Here is a 24,991-nt window from a genome sequence, read left to right as displayed (position 1 = left end):
CATGAAGGAGAGCGCCTACTACAACAACATCTCCAAGAACATCTATACCAGCCAGTTCGCCAAGGACACGCTGAACGGGGTGACGGACCGCAAGCTGTCGGTGGCGCGCTGGCGGCCGGCTTATCAGTCCGACTTCGCGGCGCGGGCGGAATGGCTGGAGCAGTCCTATGCCGAGGCCAACCACCCGCCAGACGCGCGGATCGTCGGTGCCAACTCCCGTACCGTCCGCTCAGGTGACACGGTCACGCTGGATGCCGGCCCCTCCAGCGATCCGGATGGCGACAGCCTCAGCTTCAAGTGGTGGGTCTACAAGGAGGCCAGCTCCTATAGCGGCAATGTCACCATCAGCAGCAACACCAACAGGAAGGCCAGCCTGAAGGTCCCGGGCGTCAGCAGCCAGAAGGACCTCCACGTCATCCTCGAGGTGAAGGACAGTGGCAGCCCCTCCTCCACGCGCTACCAGCGCGTCGTGCTGACGATGAACCCCTAGGTCGGCCACGTAGCTGGCGTGGCTTCAACTCCGTCAGCTACACCGGGCGCATCTCGACCACCTGCATGAACGGCTCTCGCCGCTGGTGACAGGGGCTTGGTGGCAGCGCCCGCTTCAGCCCTGAGCAGCAGGGCCTGGCCTGCTCCCTACGGGAGCATGGCCCGGTCAGCCCACGGCACCGAGGTGATGAACCACCGCGCTGCCGATCCGTCGGATCTGCGTGTAGAGCCGGTCGATGGGCTCGAAGATCAGCGCGTGCTCCTGGCTGTAGCTCTGACTTTCCTCGCTCTGATAAGTTGCCTCGACGCCGAAATCATGGGTCTGCACCTGCGGCTCGGTCATCGGGAAGATCTGCTTGAGCAGATCCAGCGCCGGCTCCACATCCAGCTGGGTGAGCCTCGCCAGCAGCCCGGAATGGCTGACGCTGTGACGGTCGGAAAAGTCCGGGACGTGGACCGCCAGCACGTCCAGCCGCTGCATCAGCGCCAGCCGCAACGCGTGCAGCAGGTGGATGTTGTCGCGGGCGGTCCGGTCGACCACGATCGGCGTGGCACCGGCGTCGCGGGTCCGGCGGCGGTGCTCCCTCAAGGCGCGCGCCAGGTCCATATAGTCGCGCAGGAACACGCGATAGATCCGCACCAGCCGTTCGTGCAGCCGCAGTTGCTCGAAGATCTCCGCGACCTTGCGCAGTTCCTCGATCCGGGCATCGTCCTCGTGGCTCTGCGCCCGGGCCAGCCATGTGCCGGGGTCATAGAGGTCGATATAGGCCTTCACGACCTCCAGATCGGTCCACTTGAAGGCATGCTCGACCATGCCGAGCAGGCGGCGGAAGCGCGGGCTCTCTGCGTAGAGGCGGTGGAAGGCCTCGGGATCCTTGGCGATCGCCCGGCCGACGCCGCCGATCGTATTCGCGAGCATGCCCAGCTGCTGCAGGATCGCGTTATGCGGGATCGCGCGCAGCTGGGACGGGTGATCCAGGCTCATCCGGCCGGTGGCACCATCGTATTGCCGCTTGGACGGCCGTGAGCCGGTCTGCCAGAGCATGTTGGTGCCCCAGGCGCCCAGCAGGGCCGCATAGTCGCGGTTCTGGATGACCTCCTCGTTGAACTGCTCGATCGAGGTGAAGAACTCGCCGACATAGACCCGCTCGGCGTAGAACGGGTCCGGCTGGTCTTCGACCGGGCAGAACGCATGCTCCAGGACTCGCGTAACCACCGCAAAGGCCGTCTGCTCGGTCAGGAAGTACTGGTACCCGTCGCTGCCCTGGAAGCTGGTCTCCTCCCGCACGGACAGGCCGGCATCGCGGAACAGGCGGCGGCTTTCCGCCGTGTCGTAATAGGCGAAGCGATCCCGGAAGCTGCCGGGATGGGCACCCCGGCCGATGCTCTCGCCATGCGTGTCGAAGATCACGAGCTCGACGTCGGTGAGCCGGTGCTTTTGCAGGAGCGGTGCCAGGGACAGCCGGATCTTCTCGATCAGGTAGCAGGCCGCGGTCTGCCCAAGAAAGCGGCCGGCATCGGAAAAGCCGGTCTGCACGCACAAGCGGCCGCGCTTGCGGATATAGTCACGATAGACCGGCACCTCGAGGGCACCCGCCACGATCTCCACGCCACGCACCAGCGCCGTCCGCGTCTCGAACAGGGGCGAAATGTCGATGCGGTCCTCGACGCCGAACAGCTTGGCGAAATACAGGGCGGCCAGGAGGGTGAAGGACGTCTCGCACTCGGCAATCAGGAAGCGGATCGGCTCGTCGCGGTCCACCAGGTTCAGCATCTGGTGGACCAGCATGAAGATCCGCTTGGCGGTAGCCTTTTCGCCGTTGATCGTGCCGAGATGGACGCTCACGGGCTGCACCGATTCGATCAGCCTGGCGACCTCCTCGACATAAGACTGGCGGTAGGACGGATCGTCCGGCGCATGCTCCATGCCGATCGTCTTGCGGATCGCGTTGTGCAACTGGATCGCGTTGATCCGCATATGGGTGCGGGCGAGCCCGAGGCCGTGGGCGGAAATGTCCGCGTGGAGCAGCCAGAGACGACGCGCCAGGGCGGGATCCTCGACCCGGTCCAGGACCCGCTGCACCAAGGCTGCCAGTTCCTGCCCTCCGGTGATGCGGCCGGCACCCTTGCCAAGGGAGCGCCGGCTGACACGTGCCAGACGCTGCCACCACTCGTCGTTCTCGAGCTTGGCCGCCTGGAACAGCTCGATCAGCGAGCGCGACGATTCCGCGGTCAGGACGATCCGGGCTTCGACCAGTTCGAGTGATGCGGCGAGCGTGTCGTCATCCGCGACGGAGCGGGCAAGCTCACGGATCTCCTCATGCCAAGCGGCCAGCTGCTTCTCCTGGATGATCAGGCGGTGGGCCAGCGTGGCGGTCCAGGGGATGTCGGAGCGGCCGTCCATGTCGTAGCCGACCCAGCTCGCCACCGAAGCCAGCTTCGGCGAAATTCGCCGCCAGTCCTCGGGATAGAGTTCCTCCGCAACCTTCAGCACGATGCGATAGACCCGCATCAGCGCGATGCGCACGTTCGTGATGGCGACCACGGACTGGCGCAGCTCTTCGGCCAGATCGAGCCGCTGCTCGGGCCGATGCGGAACCTGCTCGATCTCCGCCAGGATCTGCTGGCGCCTGGCCCTGTCGTCGGTGAGTGCTAGGCCGACAATGGCCTGCTGCAGCTTGTTGGACAGGCTGAAGGTCGGGTGCGCAGTGAAGACGAAGCCGTAGAGGATCCGTCCGACCCGGTGGGCGAACTCCTCGGCGGACAGCCGGACGCCGTCCGGGCCGGTGGCCGCGCCGTGGATTAGCCGCTCGACCGTCGCCTCGTTCGCGGCGAAATCCACCTCGCCCAGGTACACCGACAGACGGTCGGCACGACCGATGAACGCATCAGTCGACAGGCGCGCGATCATGGCCTCCAGCGTCGCTACGTCGATCTCGCCGCGGTCCATTCCGCGCTTGAGGTCGAGCGCCATCAGGCGGATGGGGCTGGTGAACGGGTCGGTCTCGACGCGGGTGCGGTGGGCGGCAAGCCGCTCATGGGCGTTCCTGAGAGCGGCCGCGGCCCTGTCCAACGGGGAACCACCCGCTTCCGAAGAGGCGCCAAGGCTCGTTCCGGCCACGATTTCCAGCATGCGTTACGATCCCTGCCAACGCGTGGCGGCAGTGTGACGCGGAATTGGTGCAATGCAACATGTTCGACGGGAAGCGGCGCCCTCCGTCCGGCTGAGCCAACTTGCCAGCGCACTTGCGATCACGTAGGTAAACGCTGGATGAACAAAGTTTTTTGTCGGGGGTCGAGCATGCGGCGTAGAGGGTTCATGGCGGCGGCTTCGGGCCTTGCTGCGATGGCTGCCTGGCCGGCCCATGCCGTCGAGGGCGACGCGGAGATCCTGGTGGAGCGGGCCAGGGTTGCCCTCCTGGAGATCAAGAACAACAAGGACGTGCTGCAGACCGTCAGCCTCTACGTGCAGAATGCGTATGGCGTGCTGGTGGTACCCGACCAGATCAAGCTCGGCTTCATCCTGGGCGGCTCGCATGGCCGCGGCCTCCTCTTGACCCGCGACACGACGACCGGTGCCTGGTCGGAACCCGCGATCTACGACCTTTATGGCGGCAGCGTCGGCCTGCAGATCGGCGGGCAGTCCTCCGACGTGATCTACACGATCATGAACAAGGGGGCGCTCGACAAGCTCCTGAGCTCGACCTCGTTCAAGATGGGTGCGGATGCCAGCGCGGCGATCGGGCCGGCCGGTGCCGGCGTCGGCGCCGGCACGACGCCGAACTTCGGCGAGGACATCTACCTGTTCGCGATCAACCAGGGCCTGTTCGGCGGCCTGTCAATCGACGGGACCGTCACCGTGCCCATGCCGGCCTGGAACAAGTCGCTCTATGGCCGGGACGTGACCGTGCAGGAGATCATGCAGGGCGCGGTCGTGAACCCGATCAGCGAGCCGCTCAAGCAGGTGCTGAACGAGTTCTGACGACGCGCCGGCGCGTCAGCCGGCCTCCTTGTCCACCGCATCGGCCAGCTCGGCCAGCGTCGCGAAGTGCCAGTCCGGCTCCGCACGCTTGTCGACGGCCGGCGTGCCGCCGCTGCCGTCCTGGTGCATGCGGCGCTCGATCCAGCAGGTGGCGTAGCCCAACAGATGGGCCACCCCGATATCGTGGTACTGGCTCTGGGCGACGTGGAGGATGTCGCTTTGGGCAAAGCCGGCTGCCTTCTGGCGCTCCAGGCAGAAGTGGAAGACGCGCGGGTCGGGCTTGCTGGCGCCGGCCATCTCGGCGGTCACCAGGTCGTCGAAGGGCTCGCCCAGCGTCTTGGAGAACTGCGCCAGCGCCCAGTTGTCGGAGTTGGTCACGGCGACCAGGCGATAGCGCTGGCGCAGCCGACGCAGCGCCTCCACCGAATCCGGGAAAGCCGGCCAGCGCGGAATGGATTCCTTGAAGCCGGCGGCCTCGCCGTCATCGGCAGGCATACCGAGTGCGTTGGCCGCGACGCGGTAGATCCGGTCCATCAGAGGCGGGAACGGCGAATCGGGATGCTCGCCCTGGGCCACGACCTCGCCGCGGCCGTAGGCGCCGAGGATGTGCTCGTCGCCCAGCTGGAGAGCCGACCGTTCCACGATCGGCCTCATATAATCCAGGATCCCCTGCTCGAAGTCGATGAGCGTGCCGACGACGTCGAACGTCAGCACCTTGAAATCTGTCAGCTTCATCGAGGGTCTCCTGGTTGTCGTCAGCGTTTCCATGCCAGCTTGAACAGGGAACGCTTCCTTGGGGCTCCCGGACGATGATCGTCCGCCACCAACATCGCCTGCAGCCGGACGCGCATCTCGTCGCCTTCGCCGAAGACCCGGTCCCACATTTCCAGCACCATCTGCACCGTGTCGTCCTCGCTCCAGCCATGCTGGGTCCCGCGCATCCGGTTGGTGACGACGGCGGCCGCCAGGTTGTCGCGGAACTGCCGGGCGATTTCCGGCGGAGCACCCACCCGGTCGAGCAGCATGGCCAGGCGCCGCAGCACCCTGCCCGTGCCATAGGCACCCTGCGTGTCGGTGAGCCCGGCCATCCGCTCCGTGGCAGCCACCAGAGCCTCGCTGGCACCGCCGGCATAGGGTGCCATGTCCTCGGCCAGGCCGAATGCCGCAAGGCCGACCGGCGCCCCACGCACACCGGCGCGAAACGCCGCCTGCACCGGATTGTCGGCTGCCGCCGGGGACTGGTCCACCCGCTTGATCATGGGCGGCACGGATAAGCGCACGCCGACCGGCGTCAACCCTCGGCAGACATGCGGCCCGATCTCTTCCTGCCGCCCGTGGCGAGCCCATGCCCCGGCTACAGGAGCGTCGGGTCGACCGTGAAGAGGTCCTGAGCCCGCCCGACGCCGCGCAGGGCGAAGCGGCCGACCGATACCAGCCTGCCGCGCAACTCGTCCGGCGTGGCATCGGCGAAGTCCGAGGAGATCAGCACGTGCCGGTCGACCGAGCGGCACATCGAGGCGATGCGCGCCACCTCGTTCACGGCCGGTCCGACCACGGTGAAATCCAGACGTTCCTCGCTGCCGATATTGCCGTAGAAGACCTCGCCGATGTGCAGGCCAAGATAGACGGTCGTCACCGGCCGTCCTTGAGCGGCCCGGCGCACGTTCAGCTCGCCGATCCGCCGCCGGAGGTCCGCCTCGGCGGCAAGCACGGCCCGGCAGGCCTGAGCGGGGTCGTCTGCCTTGAAGATGGCGAGCGTGCCGTCGCCGATCAGCTTGAGCACGTCGCCGCCGGCCGCGTGGATGGCCGAAATGACCGCCTCGGCATAATCATTGAGGAGCGGGATGATCTCCTCGGGTGGTGCCGTGTCGGTGATGGTAGTGTAGCCGCGCAGGTCGGAGAACCAGAGCACCGCACCGATCCGGTCGGCGACGCCGCGCAGGATCCGGCCACCCAGCACGCGCTGGCCAGCATCGGCGCCCAGGTAGACCTCGACCAGCGTACCGGCCATCCGGGCCAGGGCGGCCGCCTTCATCGCAAGGACCAGCGGCGGGACCAGGCGGCGCAACGCGTCGAGGGCCTCATCGGCGAATCCCTCCGGATGCGCCGTCACCCAGTGGGAATAGGCGCAGTCCATCTCGCCGATCACGCCCTGCTCGGCGAAGCGGTGGACCATGGCGAGATAGTCGGAATGGCCTTCCTCCTTCAGCTGCTCGAGCTGGGAGAGGTCGGTGCGGCCACCCATGCCGATCCGGCTGCGGAATTCGGCGGCGCCGGTGGCCAGCAGCTCGAAGAAGGCCGAACGCTGCCAGTTGCTCTCGGCCTCGCCGCCCTGGTTGGTCCGGCCATAGTCGATCGGCGTGCTGTCCTCCGCCGAGTTGGCGTGCCAGCGAAAGGCGCGCCCTTCGTAGATCGGATGCAGCGTGTCCAGGAGGGCGACCGCGCGCGAGAGCGGCAGGCCCGCCTCGTTGCAGCGGCGGCAGAACCCATGCAGGAGATCGGTCTCGCCGAGCCCGGCGATGCCGGCATCGATCAGCCAGGTCCTGATCCGCTCCAGCTCGGCTTCGGTCATGGGTGGTCAGCTCGCCAATGCGGTGCAACAGATCGGATTGAGCCGGCCCGGCAACCGGCTCAGCTCGATCCGCGCCCGTCGCTCACGCCTTCAGCCGCGCGCCTTCCGGATCGAACAGCGGCTCCTGCGCCACCACGGCCGTGAACCGCCGGCCCATATAGTCGATCTCGACCGACGTTCCGGGCTCGGCCCTGCCGGTGGGAAGATAGCCATAGGCGACCCACTTGCCGACCGTGTAGCCGTAATTGCCCGACGTGACATAGCCGACGACCTGGTTGTCGGCGTAGATCGGCTCCTTGCCCAGCAGGGTGGCTTCTGGATCGTCGATGGTCATGCAGCAGAGCTTGCGGCTCATCGGCTGCATCTTCAGGTCGAGCAGCCTGGTCCGGCCGATGAAGTCGCCCTTCTTGAGGCGCACTGCCCAGGCGAGTCCGGCCTCCAGCGGGTTCGTCTCCGGCTCGATGTCGGCACCCCAGAGGCGGTAGCCCTTCTCGATCCGCAGGCTGTCCATGGCGCCTGCCCCGGCGGGGATCAGGCCGTGTGGCTCGCCGGCCTTCATTAGCAGCTCCCAGAGCTGCCCGCCGAACTCGGTGCGCGCGTAGATCTCGAAGCCGAGCTCGCCCACATAGGAAAGGCGCAGCGCCAGGGCGGGGACGTAGTCGATCAGCACGTCCTTCCAGCCGTAATAGGGCAGGCCCTGATGCGAGACGTCGTCGTCGGTGAGCGATTGCAGGATCTCGCGGGCCTTGGGACCCCAGAGGCCCACGGCGCAGTATTGCGAGGTGACATCCTCGATGGCGACGGAGCCATCATTGGGGGCGTTGGCGCGGATCCAGCCCAGATCGTGCATGCCAACGCCGCCCCCGGTCAGCACCAGGAACTCCTCCGGCGCCATCCGCGCGATCGTCAGATCGCACATGATGCCTCCGTGCTGGTTCAGCATGGCCGTGTAGACGACCTTGCCCACCGGCTTGTCGACGTCGTTCGCCGCCAGGCGCTGGAGGAAGGCACCGGCTCCCTTGCCGGTCACCCTGATCTTGGTGAAGGCCGTCAGGTCGAACAGGCCAGCGGCCTTGCGCACCTGCTCGTGCTCCGCCCCCTGGATCGGCGACCAGTAGCGGCTGCCCCACTCGTCGCGGCTCGGCACGTTGCGGCCGGCGAGCAGCTTCCTGTTGCTCTCGTACCATTGCGGCCGCTCGAAGCCGGCCGCGTCGAAGAACACCGCCTCCTTGTCCTTCTGCTGGCCGAAGAAGGGCGAGCGGCGCAGGCCGCGCGGCTCCTCCATCTGCTGCATCGGGTGGATGACGTCGTAGACTTCCTTGTACTGCTGCCAGGCACGGCGGCGGGTGAACCTGGGCGTCTGCTGGTGGCGGGCGAAGCGGTTGATGTCGCCCTCGTGGACGTCCCACTCCGGCTCGCCGGTGGCGATCCACTCGGCCATGGTCTTGCCGACGCCACCGCCATGGGTGATCCACACCGCCTCGGCGACCCAGAAGCCCTTCACCGACAGGCTCTCGCCGAGCACGGGCCCACCGTCGGGCGTGAAGCTGAACATGCCGTTGAAGGCGTCGCGCAGGCCCGCCTTCATCACGGGCGGCAACAGCTCGCGGGTGGCCTGCTCGGCCTCGACGAAGTCCTCCGGCGTGAACGGATTCATCGATGGCATGACCTCGCCCTGGCCGATCCTGCGGATCGCGTCCGCCTCGACCAGGCGCGGCGTGTGGCGGTAGTTGCCGATGCCGTAATGGTTCTTGTGCTGCCGGTAGTACATCGACTTGTCCTGGTGGCGCAGCAGGGCATGCGTCGCCTCCTCGGTCGCGTCGGCCAGCTCCGGGATGTCGTTCGTCCAGGCGTACTGGTGCTCGCATGGCATGAGCGGGATGGGCACGCCGACCATCCGGCCGAGCCGGGGTCCCCAGATTCCGCAGCTGACCAGGACCTGCTCGCAGGTGATGCGGCCCTGGCTGGTTTCGAGCCCGATGACGCGGCCGTTCTCGGTCAGCACGTCGAGCACCTCGACGCGCGGCTCGAACACGACGCCCTTGCTCTTGGCAAAGCGCATCATCGCCTCGGTCGCGCGCAGCGGCTTGGCGATGCCGTCCGTGGGCGTCCAGTAGCCCAGGCGGACCTTGGAGATGTCCATGAGCGGGGAAAGCTCGCGGCACATCTGCGGGCTGACGATCTCGGCCGGGATGCCCCAGGAGCGGGCGATGCCGTAGCGCCACTTGATGTAGGTGTCGCGCTCCTCGCTAGTGGAGACCTCCAGGCCGCCCACCTTCAGGAAGCAGGGCTGACCGTCCAGGTCGAGCGAGTTCAGCAGCTTCACCGTGTACTTGGCGAACGTCGCCATCATCCGCGACGGGTTGGTCTGGAATACGCCGCCCGGCGCATGGCTGGTCGAGCCGCCGGCCTCGGGCAGATCGCCCTGATCGATGACCAGGACGTCGGTGTAGCCCATCTGTGCCAGATGGTAGGCCGTAGCACAGCCCACGATCCCGGCACCCACGATGACGAGCCTCGCCTGGGTCTTCATGCTCTCAAGCTCCCTCGTCCACGCGGATCAGGCTACAATCTCGTAGCCGAACTCCCGCGCGGCGGTTTCCAGATACTTCCACACATAGTCGGCAAACGACCGGTTCGTGTACAGGTCCACGAACGGACGATCCGCATTCCCGGCTACGTAATGCAGGATCACGTTCGCCTTGCCGAGATGGCTTTGCAGGACCATGCCCGGCTGGAACGCGCGCGGATGGAGGTCGAGCGGGCAGCCCGCCGCCAGGACGTGGCGCAAGGGCGCGCCTTCGAGGCAGATCGTGGTCATCCGCTCGGTGATGTCGATCACCGCATGATGCAGCCCCTTGCAGGCGTCGCGCAGGCCCGCCGCGATCTGCCCCTCCATGCCCGGCTCGAACACGATGATCCAGTCGTCCGGGCCGATCCAGAAGGCGTGGGCGCCGGAGCCGGAGCCGGTCTGGCCGACGGACCTGGGCAGGGCAAAGCCCAGGACCGGCTCGACCGCCCGGGCAACGTCGGGCCCACCACGCAGGCCCACCTTGGCGCGGAACGGCCGCTCCAGGAGGCGCAGCTGGGCGCCCTTGGTGGACGGGCGCGCTCTCAGGTCCAGATGGGTCGTGCCAGCGATGCGCTCAGCCATGGAGGCGCTTCCCTTCGGGATCGATGAAGACCGGCGCCGTCACCTCGGCTTCCACCATGTCCTCCTTGTGCGAGACCCAGAGGCGCTGGCCCGTGCGTCCGTGCCCGCCGGACAGGAGCGCCAGGGCGAAGGAGCGGCCGAGATTAGCCGAGCGGTAGCTCGACGTGACGTGGCCGATCATCTTCGTGGGAATGCGCGACGACTTGGCCTCGACGATCTGGGCGCCCTCGTCCAGCACGACGGCCGGATCCACGCTCTGCAGGCCTACCAGCTGCCTGCGGTCGGGCCGGTTCATGTCGGCACGGGTCAGCGAGCGCTTGCCCAGGAAGTCCTTCTGCTTGCTCACTGCCCAGTTCATGCCGAGATCGGCCGGCGTCACCGTCCCGTCGGTCTCCTGGCCCACGATGATGTAGCCCTTCTCGGCGCGCAGCACATGCATGGCCTCGGTGCCGTAGGGCACGATGCCGTGGGGCTGGCCCGCCTTGAACAGCGCGTCGATGACGATCTCGCCATAGGAGGCGGGGACGTTGACCTCGAAGCCCAGCTCGCCGGTGAAACTGATCCGGAAGATCCTGGCGGGCACGCCCGCGACCTCCGCCTCGATCATCGAGAGGTGCGGAAAGTTCTCCCGGGAGACGTCGCCCCGGGTGACGACCGACTGGAGAACGTCGCGCGCCTTCGGTCCCTGGAGAGCGATCACCGCCCACTGCTCGGTCACCGAGGTCAGGTAGACCTGGAGGTCCGGCCACTCCGTCTGCAGCCAGCTCTCCATCCAGGCAAGCACGCCAGGGGCACCGCCGGTGGTGGTGGTCATGTGGAAGTGGTGCTCGCCCAGCCGGGTGGTGACGCCGTCGTCGAAGACGAAGCCGTCCTCGCGCAGCATCAGGCCATAGCGGCACTTGCCGATCTCGAGCTTGGACCAGGCGTTGGTGTAGATGCGGTTCAGGAACTCGGCCGAGTCCCTGCCTTGGATGTCGATCTTGCCGAGCGTGGTGGCGTCGAAGATGCCGACCGACTTGCGCACGGCCAGGCACTCGCGGTCGACCGCGGCATGCATGTCCTCGCCCGCCTTCGGGAAGTACCAGGCGCGCTTCCACAGGCCCACATCCTCGAACACCGCGCCCTGGCGCTCGGCCCAGGCATGCATCGGCGTGCGGCGGATCGGGTCGAACAGGTCGCCCTTGTTGATGCCGGCGAACGCACCGAACGTCGTGGGCGTATAGGGCGGGCGGAAGGTCGTGGTCCCGATCGAGGGGATCGGCTGGGACAGGTTCGCCGCGACGATCGCCAGGGCGTTGACGTTGCTGGTCTTGCCCTGGTCCGTCGCCATGCCTGTCGTCGTGTAGCGCTTGACGTGCTCGATCGATCTGAAGCCCTCGCGGTTGGCGAGCTTCAGGTCCTTGGCGGTCACGTCGTTCTGGAAGTCGACCCAGGCCCGCCTGCCCGCCTGGTCGCCCTCGAACAGCCAGATCGGCTCGTGCGGGCCGGATACGGGCTCGGTGACCACCGGCGTGGGCGTGTCGTAGGCCTCGAAGCCTGCCGCCAGGGCCGCTTCCGTCCCGGCGGCCAGGCCCTCGGCCAGCGCCGCCTCAAGGCTGAAGGAACCCCTGCAGGCACCGGCAGAGCGCTCCTGCTGCTGGCCCTGGCCCGGTACGAAGGTCGAGAGGGCCTCGTCGTAGCGGACCTTGCCCCGGCTCTGGCTGAACAGGTGGACGCTCGGGTTCCAGCCGCCGCACATCAGCAGCGCGTCGCAGGAGAGCGGCTGGACGCGGCCCATGATCGGCCGGCCCTGCTCGTCCAGGGCCTGGACATGGACCTGCGAGACCCGGAAGCGGCCCTGCGTGCCGACCGGACCGTTGCCGCGCAGGATGGTGATGCCGGCCGTCTGCGCCTGGACGACGCGCTCGCCGGTCGGGATGTGGCGCTGGTCGACGACCGTCACCTTGGCGCCGGCCGCATGCAGGTCCAGGGCCGTATCGTAGGCACTGTCGTCATTGGTGCACACGACGATCTCGCGCCCGACCAGAACGCCATAGCGGTTCAGGTAGGTGCGCGCGGCCGAGGCCAGCATCACACCCGGCCGGTCGTTGTCCGGGAACACCAGGGGACGCTCGATGGCACCGGCGGCCAGCACGACCTGCTTGGCCCGCACCCTCCAGAGGCGCTGGCGCGGCAGGTGAGCAGGCAGGTCCGCGAGGTGGTCGGTGACCTTCTCCAGGAGGCCCAGATAGTTGTGGTCGTAGTAGCCAAAGCAGGTCGTGCGGGTCAGCACGGTCAGCTCGGGGTGCTGCGGGAACTCGGAACGGGCGCGGTTCAGCCAGTCTAGCGGCTGCACCTCGTCGATCGTCACGTTGCGGCCGCTCTCGGACAGCAGCGATCCGCCGACCTCCGGCTGCTCGTCGCACAGGATGACACGGGCACCGGTGCGGGCGGCGGCCAGCGCTGCGGCGATTCCGGCCGGGCCGGCGCCGACGACCAGCACGTCGACCCAAACATGCCGGTGCAGATAGTGGTCGGGATCGGGCCGGGTGGGCGCCTTGCCGAGGCCAGCCGCCTCGCGGATTCGTGGCTCGTAGACGTTCTTCCAGAACGAGCGCGGCCACATGAAGGTCTTGTAGTAGAAGCCGGCCGGCAGGAACGGGGCGAGGCGGTCGTTCACTGCCGTCCGGTCGAAGCGCAGCGAGCCTCGGCGGTTCTGGCTCTCCGCGACGAGGCCGTCGAACAGCTCGACCTGGGTGGCCTTCATGTTCGGGTCGCTGCGGCCGTTGCCCATCTCCAGCTGGACGAGCGCATTCGGCTCCTCCGCACCGGCGCTGAGGAAGCCGCGCGGGCGGTGGTACTTGAATGAGCGGCCGACCAGGTGGACGCCGTTCGCCAAGAGGGCAGAGGCCAGCGTGTCGCCGGGATGGCCCTCATAGCGCTTGTTGTCGAAGGTGAAGCGGATGGCCTTGCCGCGATCGATCCGGCCGCCCTGGCTGATGCGCGCCTTCTGGCTCATCGATGATCCCCGGGCACGCGGTCGCCCACCTTGTGGAAGCTCTCGAACTCGTCGGTGACCGTCGAGCGCACGGCCGTGAACCAGCGGCCGCAGCCCTGGGCATGGAGCCAGCGCTCGTGGAAGCGGCCCTTGGGGTTGTCGCGGGAGAACACGTAGCGGGCCCAGTCCTGGTCGGACATGGCTGCGGAGTTGGTTGGCCTGACGATGCCGGCCTCGCCGCCGTTGCGGAACTCGGTCTCGGCGCGCGGCCCGCAATGGGGACAGGTGATCAGGAGCATCTGTTTGCCTCAGTGGGCCACCGCGGCCGCGGCCGCTTCGTCGATCAGCCGGCCGTTGATAAACCGGTCCAGGGAGAACGGCGCGTTGATCGGGTGCGGCTCGCCGGTAGCCAGCGTGTGGGCGAAGACGTGGCCGGAGCCGGGTGTCGCCTTGAAGCCGCCCGTCCCCCAGCCGCAGTTGATGAAGAAGTTCTCGACCGGCGTCTTGCCGATGATCGGCGAGCGGTCGGGCGTGACGTCGACGATGCCGGCCCAGGAGCGCAGCATCCGCATCCGCGAGAACATCGGGAACAGCTCCAGGATCGCTTCGAGCGTGTGCTCGATGATCTGGAGGCCGCCGCGCTGAGAGTAGGAGATGTACTGGTCGGTGCCCGCACCGATCACCAGCTCGCCCTTGTCGGACTGGCTGATATAGGCGTGGATCGTGTTGCTCATGACCACGCAGGGGAAGGCCGGCTTCACGGGCTCGGACACCAGCGCCTGGAGCGGGTAGCTTTCCAAGGGCAGGCTGATCCCGGCCATCGCGGCCACCACCGAGGAATGGCCGGCAGCGACGCAGCCGATCCGGCCGGCCTTGATGAAGCCCCGGCTGGTCTCCACGCCGACCGCCCTGCCCTGCTCGACCCGGATGCCGGTGACCTCGCAGTTCTGGATGATGTCGACGCCCATCGTGTCGGCGCCACGCGCATAGCCCCAGGCGACCGCGTCATGGCGGGCCGTGCCGCCGCGACGCTGCAGCGCCGCGCCCATGACCGGGTAGCGCAGGTTCTCGATGTTGAGCGGGGGGCAGAATTCCTTGGCCTGCTCGGGCGTCAGGATCTCGTTGTCCACGCCGTTCAGGCGGTTCGCGTAGATCGTCCGCCTTGCGACCTGCATGTCGTGCGTGTTGTGGGCCAGCATGAGCACACCGCGCTGGCTGAACATGACATTGTAGTTCAGCTCGGCGGACAGCCCCTCCCACAGATTCATCGCGTGGTTATAAAGAGCAGCGCTCTCGTCATAGAGGTAGTTGGAGCGGCAGATCGTGGTGTTGCGGCCGGTGTTGCCACCACCCAGCCAGCCCTTCTCGATCACCGCCACGTTGGTGATCTTGTGCACCTTGGCGAGATAATAGGCCGTGGCCAGGCCATGCCCGCCGCCGCCGATGATCACGACGTCGTAGGCAGGCTTCGGCTCCGGCGAGCGCCAATACTCCGGCCAGTTGGCGTGGCCGGAGAGCGCGTTCTTCGCTAGCGAGAAGATCGAGAAACGGGTCATGCTCTGGTCGTGCTGGTCCATCGGCCGTGAGATGGGCCGATCCGGCGGAGGAGTAGCGGTGCGCGGTGGCCGCCGTCTAGCGATACAGTACGCGGCGCTTGCCTCCGCGCGACGTCGCGCGCCACAGCGCGACGGGGTGCCGCAGCCCTTGTCATCGAACCGTCCGAACCAATCCGGCGCAGGACGCACTTGTGTCGCATCCACGAAAGTGCGAGCGTCGTGATGTGGATGGGAAAGACCCTTGTCCGGACGGGTGACCATGAGCGACCAGGCGCAGGCGCAGCCCGAGACCATAGCATTCCTGCTGGTCCCGAGCTTCACCATGATCGCTTTTTCCAGCGCCCTGGAGCCGTTGCGCATCGCCAACCGCATGGCGGGAAGGGAACTGTACCGCTGGGTGATCCTGAGCAAGGACGGCAACCCCGTGCAGTCCTCGCTCGGCATCAACGTGTCGGCCGACCTGCCGATGGGCAGGTTCGACATCTCGTCCAGTCCGCCGCCCACCATCGTCGTCTGCGGCGGCCTCCACTCCGAACGCTACCAGGACAAGGAAGTGCTGGCCTGGCTGCGCTGGGCTGACCGGCGCGGTGCCCATATCGGCTCGGTCTGCGCCGGTGCGCACATCCTCGGCCGGGCCGGGTTGCTCGAGGGCTATCGCTGCACGATCCACTGGGAGAACATCCCGGGCTTCGTCGAGGCGTTCCCGGACGTCAACGTCACGGCCGACCTGTTCGAGATCGACCGGGGCCGGTTCACCTGTGCTGGCGGCACGGCGGCCCTTGACCTGATGCTGCAGCGGATCGGCGCCTCCCATGGCGACGAACTGGCTGCGCGCGTCTCCGAGCAGTGCATCCTGGACCGGGTGCGCAGTGCCGATGACCGCCAGCGCATGCCGATCCGTGTGCGCCTCGGGGTGCACCACCCCAAGCTGATCCTCGCGATCGAGCTGATGGAGGCAAACGTCGAGGAGCCGCTCGGGCAGGACCAGCTGGCCGGCTATGTCGGCATGTCCCGCCGCCAGCTGGAGCGGCTGTTCAAGAAGCATCTGGGGCGCACGCCCGCACAGTACTACCTGGAGCTTCGGCTGGAGCGGGCGCGGCACCTGCTCTACCAGACTGACCTGCCGATCATGAACGTGGCCTGCGCCTGCGGGTTCGTGTCGGCCTCGCATTTCTCGACCTGCTACCGCCAGATGTACGGCAAGACGCCCCGGCAGGAGCGGCTGGCGGCGGCCTGAGCCGGCGCTAGGCCTTGGCTCCTTTCGCACCGCCGCCGAGCGCCGGCTCCGCATCCGGATCCAGCGGCCAGCGGGCCCGGGCCGGCGTATCGAGGGAGGCCACATGGCCTTCGCGCAGATGCTCGATGCCGGCCCAGGCGATCATGGTGCCATTGTCGGTGCAGAGCCTGGGCGGCGGAACCACCAGGGTCGCGCCACTAGCGGCGGCCACGCTTTTGAGCGCCGCCCGCAGCACGCCGTTGGCGGCCACGCCGCCGGCAACGACCAGGCAGGTGGACACGTCCGGATGATTCTGGCGGAACAGGCCGATCGCCTGCCTGGTCCGATCCGCCACGGTCTCCGCCACGGCTGCCTGGAAGCTGGCACAGATGTCCGGGATGGACGCGGCCGCCTCCTCGCCCAAGGCCAGGACGGTCTGGCGGACCGCGGTCTTCAGGCCGCTGAACGAGAAGGAGCAGCCGGGGCGACCCAGCATCGGCCGGGGGAATGGGAACCGCGTGGGATCGCCGCTGGCGGCGGCCCGCTCCACGGCCGGCCCACCCGGAAAGCCCAGCCCCAGCATCTTCGCGACCTTGTCGAACGCCTCACCCAGCGCGTCGTCCACGGTCGTGCCGAGGCGGCGATAGTTGCCGAGGCCGTCGACCTGGACCAGCTGGCAATGCCCGCCCGAGACGAGCAGGAGCAGGTAGGGGAACGTGACGTCGTCCGTCAGCCGGGCCGTGAGCGCATGGGCTTCCAGGTGGTTGACGGCGATCAGCGGCAGATCGTGGACCAGGCAGATGGCCTTGGCCGTGGTCAGCCCGACCAGCAGGCCGCCGATCAGGCCGGGTCCGGCCGTGGCGGCGACCGCAGCCAAGTCGGGAAAGTCCAGGCCCGCATCGGCCATGACGCTGGCGATCAGCCGATCCAGGCTTTCCACATGGGCGCGCGCGGCGATCTCCGGCACGACCCCGCCATAGAGGGCGTGCTCGTCGAGCTGGGTACGCACGGCTTCCGCCAGGATCCGTCGATCACCATCCACCAGCGCCACGCCGGTTTCATCGCATGACGTCTCGATTCCCAGGACGACGCTTGCCAATTGAATGCACTCCGGCCAACCCCTAGTCGGCGAAATTGCGTTACGTCGCCTGCGAGATCATGACCAGCCCGATCCGGCTCACCATCGGCACGCGCGGCTCTCCCCTGGCCCTGGCCCAGGCGGAGATCGTCCGCGCAGCGCTGTTCTCGATCCTGCCCGATCTCGCGATCGAGGATGCGGTCGCGATCCGGGTGATCAAGACCACCGGCGACCGCGTCCTCGACCGCCCGCTGGCCGATATCGGTGGCAAGGGCCTGTTCACCAAGGAGATCGAGGAAGCGCTCTACGCCAAGGAGATCGACCTCGCCGTCCATTCCATGAAGGACATGCCGACGATCCTGCCGGACGGGCTGGCCATCATGGCCCTGCTGCCGCGCGCGGACGTTCGCGACCTCCTGATCGGTCCCTATGAGGATATCGACGCGATCCCCAAGGGCGCCGTCGTCGGGACGGCCTCGCTGCGGCGGCAGGCCCAGCTGCTGGCCCTCCGGCCGGACCTGCAGGTGGTGCCGTTTCGCGGCAACGTGCAGACCCGCCTGGCGAAGCTCGAACGGGGCGATGTCGCGGCGACCTTCCTGGCGAAGGCGGGGCTGGACCGCCTGGGGATGCACGATGTGCCGGCCCAGCCGCTCGATCCTGCCGTGATGCTGCCGGCAGTGGCGCAAGGGGCGATCGGTATCGAGGCGCGGGTCGGCGATCGGATCGTCGGCGACCTCCTGGCCAGGCTGGACGATCCGCTGACGAGCGCCTGCGTGACCGCCGAGCGCGCCATGCTGGCCGTGCTGGATGGATCGTGCCGCACCCCGATCGCCGGCCTGGCGGTGGCCACCGGCGAGGGAAGCTACCGGCTGGAAGGTCTGGTGGCCTCGCCCGACGGGCGGTCAGTGCATCGGCATGGGGCCGAGGGCAGCGACCCCATCGAATTGGGTCGCACGGTCGGCGATGCCCTGGCTATCCACAACCATGCCAGTGCCGGCAGGTGAGTGTCCTCCTCACCCGGCCGCGGGAGGATTCCGAGCGTGTCGCCGGAATCCTGGAGCAGCGGGGCTACGACATCCTGATCGATCCGGTGCTCGAGATCGAGCAACTGCCGGTCCAGCCAATCGATGCGGGCCCCTACCAGGCCGTCGTCTTGACCAGCCGTCATGCCGTCCCGGCCCTGGCGGCCGTCTCGCCGGCACGACCTGTCTTCTGCGTGGGCGATGCCACGGCGGCTAAGGCCGGGATGTTCGGCGGAGACCAGTTGACGGTCGGGCCGGGCGACGGAGCAGGGCTCGCCCAGGTCATCATCGACAGGCTGGACCCGCGCGCAGGTGCGATCCTGCATCTGGCCGGGAGCGATGTGCGTGCCGAACCGGGCGACCGGCTCCAGGCGCACGGGTTCCGGGTAGAGCGGATCACGACCTACCGCGCTCGGCCGTCCAAGGCGCTGCAGCCGGATACCGTCCAGGCCCTGCGCAACAGGCGGATCGGGCAGGTGCTGCTGTTCTCGCCGCGCACGGCCTCGCTCTTCCTTGCGCTGGCGGGAGGGCTCGATCTGGGCGGCGTTCAAGCCCTCTGCCTCTCCGCCAACGTGGCGGTGGCCATCGACGCCGAGCGTTTCGGCCGTGTCCTGGTGGCCACTCGGCCGGACGAGATGGCCTTGCTCGACCTGCTTGAAGCCCCCGGCGACCGATGATAGCCCCATCCTGCCTTGAACGGCGCCCGGTGCGTGCCGCGGGAACATTCCGCCCGTGCCAGCCGTTCTCCGTCAAATTGCTGTCCAGGAAGACACATGGCCGACGTGATCGAGAGCACCGCCGAAGAGCACAAGCCCGGCTCGCCGCGTAAAGCGCCGGGCTTCCGGCGGCTGACCGCCGCGCTGGTGGGTGGCGTGATCGGCGCCGCCATTGCGCTGGCCGTGGGGTTCCTGGTGCTGCCCGACTATGTGCAGGGCAGGATCGACCAGGGCCTGGCGTCCCTGCAGACCGATTCGCAGCTCGAACAGCGCGTGGCCGCGACGGAGCAGCAGCTCCAGCCATTCGCTGGCCTGCGAGATACGACGGGCGAGCTCGCGGACAAGCTGAACAGCGTGCAGGCGGATCTGTCGGCGCTGAGCGGCAAGGTCGACGAGACAGCGCAGCGGCTGGCATCGGTCGATCTCTCCAACCTGGAGACGGGGCAGGAGCAGCTCGCCCAGCGGATCCAGACGCTGGAGGAGAAGCCGGAGCCGCAGATGCCGGACCTCGGGCCGCTCCAGGCCGCGGTCGACGCGGCCACCCGGAATGCAGAGGACGTACGTTCCTTCGCCACCCAGCTCGGCAGCCGGGTCGACGACATGACCTCGGTGCATGATGCCACCTCGCGCCGGGTCGACACGCTCACCGCCGCCCAGGCCGAGATCGAGCGTCGGCTGAACGAGCGGACCCAGCAGCTGGCCGATCGTCTGGCCGCCAACGATACCGCCATGAGCGCCAGGTTCGCCAGCCTGGCCCAGCTCGAGGCGACCATCGCCGCTCTTCAGTCCGCCGTCGCCAGCCAGTCCAGCCAGCTGGGCGCTGCCGAAGCGACTGCTGCCGAGGCGGCTGCCAAGGCGGCCGCGGCCGTGGAGTCCGCCAAGGCTGGGGTGGCCGCCGTGCAGGAGCAGGTGACCCGACAGCTGGACCAGGACGAGCGGGGCGTGGCCACCGCCGTGGCGCTGACCGATGTCAACCAGGCCCTGGAGAACGGTGCGGCCTTCCCTGCTGCCCAGGCCGTGCTGGAGTCGTCGGCCGGTGACGATCCGGCGCTGGCCCGCGCTGCCGAGTTGCTCCGGACATCCGCCCCGCGTGGCGTCGCGACCCGCGAGCAGCTTCTGGCCGAGCTTGGCCAGCTGGACGAGGGCGGCACCACCGCCAGTTCGGGCGACTGGGTTGAGCAGACCCGAGCCAACATCATGGGCCTCGTGCAGGTGAAGCGGCGCGATGGCGCGCCGGCGGCGACGCAGGGCGGAGGCGAAGGCAACGACGCAGCCAGCCAGCTGGCTGCGGGCGATCTTGCCGGTGCCATCGCCACGGTGTCGGCGCGGCCCGATGCAGAGCGCGAGCCGGTGGCGGCCTGGCTCGATCGGGCCAAGGCACGGGCCGACGCTGAGGCCGCGGCCGAGATCCTGCGCCAGCACCTGGGCGAGTTGCTCGTGCGCCCGAGCTGACCTTCAAGCCCTACCCCGCCCGCACCTCCTTCTCCGCAGCCGAGCCGAAGAAAACGATCACCATGGTCCGTCTGGTCTTTTTCCTGGTCGCAGCCCTGGTGATCGCCTCGGGAGCTGCGTGGCTCGCCGACCATCCCGGCCGCGTCGCGATCGAGGTCGGCGACCGGCTGATCGAGATGCGGCTGGGCATGCTGGTCCTCGGCATCGGTGCCGCCGCCCTGATCCTCGCGATCCTGATCGAAATCTATCGGTGGATCTCGCACGCGCCGCGCCGCTATCGCGGCTGGCGCCGTCGCACCCGCGAGCTGAAAGGCTGGCAGGAACTGTCGATGGGCCTGGTGGCGGCCGCCGCCGGCGATCCGGCCGGGATCCGTGGCCATGCCCGCCAGGCCCAGCGCCTGATCCCGGACAACCCGGCGGTCCGCGTCCTGACGGCGCAGACGGCCCTGCTGGAGGGCCGCGAAGACCTGGCCGAGGCGCAGTATCGCGAGATGCTGGACGACCCGGCCACGGAGCTGCTCGCGATCCGCGGGCTGCTCACCGGCTCGATGCGCCGGCAGGCTTATGACGAGGCGCTGGGCTATCTCGGCATGGCAAGGCGCAAGCATGCCGCCGCCCCCTGGGTCGTCCAGACCTCCTTCGACCTGTTCACCCGCACCAACCGGTGGCGCGACGCCATCACGATGCTGGAGGACATGCAGCGCCTGCGCATGCTGGAGCCGCCGGTGCTGAACCGGCGCCGTGCGGTCCTTTCCCACATGCTGGCGGTGGACGCCGTCGAGCGCGACCGGCTGCGCGAGGCAATCCGCGAAGGGCGTCGCGCCTGCGACCTGGAGCCCGGCTTCGCCCCGGCAGCCCTGGTCACCTCGGACGTTGCTCGGCGGCTCGGCAAGACCAGCGAGGCCCGCAAGATCCTGGAGCGCGCCTGGGGCGCCAGTCCCCACCCGCTGGTCGCCAAGGCCTATGCCGCGCTCGTGCCGACCGAGACGCCGGCCGAGAAGCTGTCACGCTGCCAGCGCCTGCTCGACCTGCAGCCCAACCATGTCGAGGCGCATCTGTCGTTGGCCGAGCAGGCCATGAACGCCCATGACTGGGACCGGGCGCGCGAGCTCCTTGAGCGCGCCCTCCAGCTCGAGCCGACCTCGCGGGTCTTCCGCCTGATGGCGGAGGTCGAGCGCTCGACCGGCATGTCGGGCGAGCGCATCCAGGAATGGCTCGGCCGTGCCGTCGACGCACCGCCGGACCCGGCCTGGGTGGACGAGGAGACCGGTGCCGTCCTGGCGCAATGGCAGCCTTTTGGGCCCAGCGGCCGCTTCGACACGCTGCGCTGGACGACCCCACCCAAGGTCACCGCCCTCGCCGCCCCGGCCGAGCCGCCCCACACCATGCTGGTCTTGAGCGAGTCCGACCGGGTCCACTCCCCGGCCTGATTGCATCCGGGCGGTCGGGATGTTGACGCCGACCGCATCACCATATACCAACCGCCCCTGCCGGGGCCGCCTTAGCTCAGTTGGTAGAGCGGCGCATTCGTAATGCGTAGGTCGGGTGTTCGAGTCACCCAGGCGGCACCAGCTTTTCGTTCGGCTGGCGGGCGGATCTGCAGGCCCGTCCCTTCCATTCCCCCGCCAGGACAAAGAGCCAAGCGGTAGTCGACAGCCCCCGTGATGGCGATCCTCACCTGGGTTCGCCGCCGAGTGTGTCCGGTCCGATCCTACCCTCCCGGTCCAGTCGATGTACCGCCGCCGGCCTGGTATCGCCGCGTGCCGCACCAGCGTGGCGATAACCGGAAAGTTGTTGGTCATGTCCATGCGGTTGGTACGTCACGGCAAGAAGAATATGGTCTGCGCCAGCTAGAAGATTCGGGGGCCAAGCGGGCAGGGAAAACCTGATCCGGGCGCGTCCGTCTCATTCGCCAGTGTTCCAAACCGAGCGACCTGCTCGGCACCGCGGGCAGGGCGACACGCCATGTATCCCAGGGTGGCCACGGCAGTTCCCCACCCTCGCGCCATTCCTCCGTCGGTAAGCGGCAGGGTAGCACCGATCCAGTCGGTCGTAGGTACCTGGGTACCAAAACGTACAGACAATGCATCTCGAAGGCCGCATTGAACACTTGCCGCAGACGATGGCGATCTGCACGGCAGCATAGGACGATGTCGATCGGCTCGACCGCATCTCCAACCGCTGCTCCATGGTCGCTGCGGCGGCACGGCCTGTGCCGCCGGGCGATCCTGTTTTGCTGACGTTCCGGGCGTTGCCCCGGCGCCAGACCGTGCCCGCGGACATGTGCGGGCGTGGTTGGGTGACGATCTGCCGGGGCCGACCGGCTTGCCATCGCCCATCATCGCTCCGCGACCCAAGGGTCTGCCGTTTTCTGAAAGTTTCATGCCGCACTGACGCAACCCTCGTGTTGCCCCGCTGTTGTCGGCTTCTCTCCCTATCATCGTCCTCGGTATGGTCGAGGCAAGTGGAGGCCAAGTTGGACACGACAATGCAAGCAGAAATTCATGCGATCGAGCAAGAATTGATGCTCGGTACTGGCCCATTCATGCCAGTCAACGTGGCGATGACCCGGCTCTGCGAATCCGCGGTCCGGGCAGCCGAGAACAAGGGTGAAAGGCAGGCGCTGCTCGCCTGTGCCGCCGCTCGCAACGTCTGTGATCGTGGCCTGCGCGACCGGGGCGCGTCCGCATCCGACCGGCAGCGGATCACGGAGCATGCCGTGTGCGTCATCGCCGCCAGACTGACGGCTTGACGCGGCAGGCATGCAGCCATTCGACGATCGCGGGGGCGGTCCGGGAAAGCCCTGGCCGGTCCCGCTTCGGCCGATCCGGGCGGTATCGAGCCGGTGTGACAGGAGCCTCGTCAGACAGGCCTTGAAGGTGCCGGCCCGCTTCGCCGTCGAGTCCGTTCCTGGCGCGGTCGAGAGGCAGATCGTCCGGATCCTGGCGTGTGCCGCATGCAAATCCGCGGGATCGAGTACGGTCCAACGCCAGCTCCTAGCGCAGCCGTTCCTCCATCCACAGCTGTGCCTGCCCGAAGTCGGGAAACAGCGGCGCGGGTCCTGCCGCCCAGCCGCCCGAAGGCGACCTCGACGAACCAGTGCCCTGCCCAATGTCCATGCTGTTCGGAGAGACGTACCAGCACCGCGATCAGGCGCCCGTCGGCGAAGACGAGGCGGCCATCCTCATCCGGGCTGCCCGTGTCGATCAGCAGGTCCTGGAAGCTCAAGGGCATCGGCCATCCTAGCCGGCGTGGTCCTGGTGCAGGTAGACCGGGTCGAATTCCCCGGCATGCTTCAGGCCGTTCCAGTCCAGCACTGTGAGGGTGCGGTCGCGCAACCGGATCAGCCCGTCAGCCCTGAGCTGCTGGATGACCCGGTTTACATGGACACTGGTAAGGCCAAGAGCGTCGGCAAGTTCCGCCTGCGTGATCGGCAGCTCGAATTTCTGGTCATCGGCAAGGCCCACGATCTTCAGCTTGTAGCAGAGCTCACAGAACAGATGGGCGATCCGGCTATAGGAGGTACGCCGGCCAAGGCCGACAATCCACTCGCGGAAGATCGCTGCGTCGATGAGGGTATCGCGCCACAGCGCCGCTGCCAGGCGCGGGTGGCGGAGCATCAGGTCGTGGAGCATGGCGTGCGGGATGAAGGCGACCTCGCAGCGCACCAGGGCGGCGATGCCATGGTCCGTGACTCCGAGGTGAAGGCATTGCAGGTCGAGAATGTCGCCCGGCGTGTGGAATGACATGATCTGCCGCTCGCCATTCGCCACAAGCCGGTAGCGGCAGGCAAACCCGTCGAGGAGCAGGCTACAGGTGGAGGGCCGGTCGCCCTCCCGCTGTACATCCGCATCGGCCTCGATCGTTCCGCGCGTCATCGGCAGACGGATCAGCGCCTCCTTGTCCTCGGGCAGCAGCGCGGAAATGCTACTGAGCTTCATGAGGAGCCGGTGGTGCTGGAACGCGAACGAGTCGAACAGGTGCATGTGGGATTGGTGATCCGGCGCCGCGACGCAGGCGGCAGCCGGCACATCCTCGCCGTCGTCTTCTGCGGGACGTCGGGCGCAGTGAGCTTCGGCCACGCGGCGCATCATGTCATCGGGAGCGGCCAAGCTGCGCCAGATAGCGCCGCCGGATCAGCCGGTTTTCCTGCAGCGAGATTTCCAGTTCGGCGAGCAGGCGCTCCATGTCCGCTCGATCGTCCGCGCCGGCCGACTCGCTTGACATGGCCGTCGGACCGGACGCTTGAACGGAAGGTCCATCATGGTCCACGATCTTTTGTTCGCAGGTTGGTGACGTCATTCAGGCCACTTCCGAAACGGATCGCATCCGACTAGCGGCATGAGGCGATACCGGTCTGTCCGATTACGTACATAAGTCGGGCGACATTCAGCGGCGGCCAACGCCGAGCTCGATCAGCCGATCATGGTCGTTGGAGATGGCGCGGTGGCACTGGCAGGCAGCAGCCTCCAGACCGGGCCGGTCCAACACCGTGATCTGGCCGCTCCCGTACTGGATCAGTTCCGCTTTCTGCAGAATACCGGCCGCGAGGGTAATGCCGGCCCGGCGCACGCCCAGCATCATCGCCAGGAATTTGGGCGCCATCGGCAGCCAGCAGGCCAGTGGGCGCTCGATCTGTGTACCGGTCCACAATGATGAGACACCGATGTGCGCTCACGCGGCCATGTGCATCTGACCAAGCTGGCCGGCTCGAACCTGGGCGGGTGTCCGGTAGCCGTGCCGCTCGACGATCCAGCTCCGGTTGTAGGTCTGCTGG

General features: G+C 67.8%; 20 protein-coding genes and 1 tRNA gene. 9 read left to right on the top strand and 12 right to left on the bottom strand.

Features of this window, described 5'->3' with window-relative positions:
* The coding region (locus tag VHL31_RS11780; RefSeq protein ID WP_329661408.1) for an REJ domain-containing protein at positions 1-490 on the top strand (490 nt) is incomplete at its 5' end.
* Between the two features lie 165 nt (positions 491-655).
* Here VHL31_RS11780 and VHL31_RS11775 read toward each other — a convergent pair.
* Entirely contained in the window at positions 656-3,622 is a 2,967-nt protein-coding gene (locus VHL31_RS11775; protein WP_329661407.1) for a phosphoenolpyruvate carboxylase, read from the bottom strand.
* 186 nt (positions 3,623-3,808) lie between these two features.
* Between VHL31_RS11775 and VHL31_RS11770 the strand changes: the two genes are divergently transcribed.
* Entirely contained in the window at positions 3,809-4,471 is a 663-nt protein-coding gene (locus VHL31_RS11770; RefSeq protein ID WP_329661406.1) for a lipid-binding SYLF domain-containing protein, read from the top strand.
* A gap of 15 nt (positions 4,472-4,486) precedes the next feature.
* Here VHL31_RS11770 and VHL31_RS11765 read toward each other — a convergent pair whose 3' ends face one another.
* The 8 genes from VHL31_RS11765 to VHL31_RS11730 form a co-directional block, all read right to left on the bottom strand.
* Positions 4,487-5,206, bottom strand: a complete 720-nt coding sequence (locus VHL31_RS11765) for an HAD-IA family hydrolase (protein WP_329661405.1) — start codon at positions 5,204-5,206, stop codon at positions 4,487-4,489.
* A 20-nt stretch (positions 5,207-5,226) separates the two neighbouring features.
* A complete protein-coding gene (locus tag VHL31_RS11760) occupies positions 5,227-5,730 on the bottom strand; it encodes a hypothetical protein (protein ID WP_329661404.1) in 504 nt (167 codons plus the stop codon).
* Positions 5,731-5,825: 95 nt separating this feature from the next.
* Complete coding sequence (locus tag VHL31_RS11755) at positions 5,826-7,043, bottom strand: adenylate/guanylate cyclase domain-containing protein (protein WP_329661403.1); 1,218 nt, start codon at positions 7,041-7,043, stop codon at positions 5,826-5,828.
* Positions 7,044-7,125: 82 nt separating this feature from the next.
* A complete protein-coding gene (locus VHL31_RS11750) occupies positions 7,126-9,576 on the bottom strand; it encodes an FAD-dependent oxidoreductase (RefSeq protein WP_329661402.1) in 2,451 nt (816 codons plus the stop codon).
* A 27-nt stretch (positions 9,577-9,603) separates the two neighbouring features.
* The gene (locus tag VHL31_RS11745; protein WP_329661401.1) at positions 9,604-10,197 is read right to left on the bottom strand and encodes a sarcosine oxidase subunit gamma; all 594 of its coding nucleotides are present in this window, start codon (positions 10,195-10,197) and stop codon (positions 9,604-9,606) included.
* Complete coding sequence (locus VHL31_RS11740; protein WP_329661400.1) at positions 10,190-13,195, bottom strand: sarcosine oxidase subunit alpha family protein; 3,006 nt, start codon at positions 13,193-13,195, stop codon at positions 10,190-10,192. The genes VHL31_RS11745 and VHL31_RS11740 overlap by 8 nt, the downstream gene beginning before the upstream one ends.
* Positions 13,192-13,473 carry a sarcosine oxidase subunit delta gene (locus VHL31_RS11735; protein WP_329661399.1) on the bottom strand — a complete coding sequence of 94 codons (282 nt, stop codon included), beginning with the start codon at positions 13,471-13,473 and terminating at the stop codon, positions 13,192-13,194. The genes VHL31_RS11740 and VHL31_RS11735 overlap by 4 nt, the downstream gene beginning before the upstream one ends.
* Before the next feature lie 9 nt (positions 13,474-13,482).
* A complete protein-coding gene (locus tag VHL31_RS11730; RefSeq protein ID WP_329661398.1) occupies positions 13,483-14,730 on the bottom strand; it encodes a sarcosine oxidase subunit beta family protein in 1,248 nt (415 codons plus the stop codon).
* Positions 14,731-14,989: 259 nt separating this feature from the next.
* On the opposite strand from VHL31_RS11730, the gene VHL31_RS11725 reads away from it, so the two are divergent.
* Positions 14,990-15,967, top strand: a complete 978-nt coding sequence (locus VHL31_RS11725) for a GlxA family transcriptional regulator (RefSeq protein ID WP_349262416.1) — start codon at positions 14,990-14,992, stop codon at positions 15,965-15,967.
* A 7-nt stretch (positions 15,968-15,974) separates the two neighbouring features.
* On the opposite strand, the gene tsaD is transcribed toward VHL31_RS11725, so the two are convergent.
* Complete coding sequence (gene tsaD, locus VHL31_RS11720; protein WP_329661396.1) at positions 15,975-17,045, bottom strand: tRNA (adenosine(37)-N6)-threonylcarbamoyltransferase complex transferase subunit TsaD; 1,071 nt, start codon at positions 17,043-17,045, stop codon at positions 15,975-15,977.
* Between the two features lie 59 nt (positions 17,046-17,104).
* On the opposite strand from tsaD, the gene hemC reads away from it, so the two are divergent.
* From hemC to VHL31_RS11690, 6 genes are all read left to right on the top strand, one after another.
* The gene (gene hemC, locus VHL31_RS11715) at positions 17,105-18,028 is read left to right on the top strand and encodes a hydroxymethylbilane synthase (RefSeq protein WP_329661395.1); all 924 of its coding nucleotides are present in this window, start codon (positions 17,105-17,107) and stop codon (positions 18,026-18,028) included.
* On the top strand, positions 18,025-18,723 hold the full coding sequence (locus VHL31_RS11710; protein ID WP_329661394.1) for a uroporphyrinogen-III synthase: 699 nt from the start codon (positions 18,025-18,027) through the stop codon (positions 18,721-18,723). The genes hemC and VHL31_RS11710 overlap by 4 nt, the downstream gene beginning before the upstream one ends.
* A 96-nt stretch (positions 18,724-18,819) precedes the next feature.
* Positions 18,820-20,214: a hypothetical protein gene (locus VHL31_RS11705; RefSeq protein ID WP_329661393.1), complete on the top strand. Its 1,395-nt coding sequence runs from the start codon at positions 18,820-18,822 to the stop codon at positions 20,212-20,214.
* A 62-nt stretch (positions 20,215-20,276) separates the two neighbouring features.
* Positions 20,277-21,644 (top strand): heme biosynthesis protein HemY, encoded by a 1,368-nt coding sequence (locus tag VHL31_RS11700; RefSeq protein ID WP_329661392.1) that lies wholly within the window; start codon positions 20,277-20,279, stop codon positions 21,642-21,644.
* A gap of 65 nt (positions 21,645-21,709) precedes the next feature.
* A tRNA-Thr gene (locus tag VHL31_RS11695) sits at positions 21,710-21,785 on the top strand.
* 905 nt (positions 21,786-22,690) lie between these two features.
* Positions 22,691-22,966: a hypothetical protein gene (locus VHL31_RS11690; RefSeq protein ID WP_329661391.1), complete on the top strand. Its 276-nt coding sequence runs from the start codon at positions 22,691-22,693 to the stop codon at positions 22,964-22,966.
* A gap of 490 nt (positions 22,967-23,456) precedes the next feature.
* On the opposite strand, the gene VHL31_RS11685 is transcribed toward VHL31_RS11690, so the two are convergent.
* Entirely contained in the window at positions 23,457-24,200 is a 744-nt protein-coding gene (locus VHL31_RS11685; RefSeq protein ID WP_329661390.1) for a Crp/Fnr family transcriptional regulator, read from the bottom strand.
* Between the two features lie 403 nt (positions 24,201-24,603).
* A complete protein-coding gene (locus VHL31_RS11680; protein WP_329661389.1) occupies positions 24,604-24,819 on the bottom strand; it encodes a helix-turn-helix domain-containing protein in 216 nt (71 codons plus the stop codon).
* Positions 24,820-24,991 lie beyond the last annotated feature (172 nt).

This window comes from Geminicoccus sp. (assembly GCF_036263595.1).
Classification (GTDB): domain Bacteria; phylum Pseudomonadota; class Alphaproteobacteria; order Geminicoccales; family Geminicoccaceae; genus Geminicoccus.
This window is presented reverse-complemented; position numbering and strand designations above follow the sequence as displayed.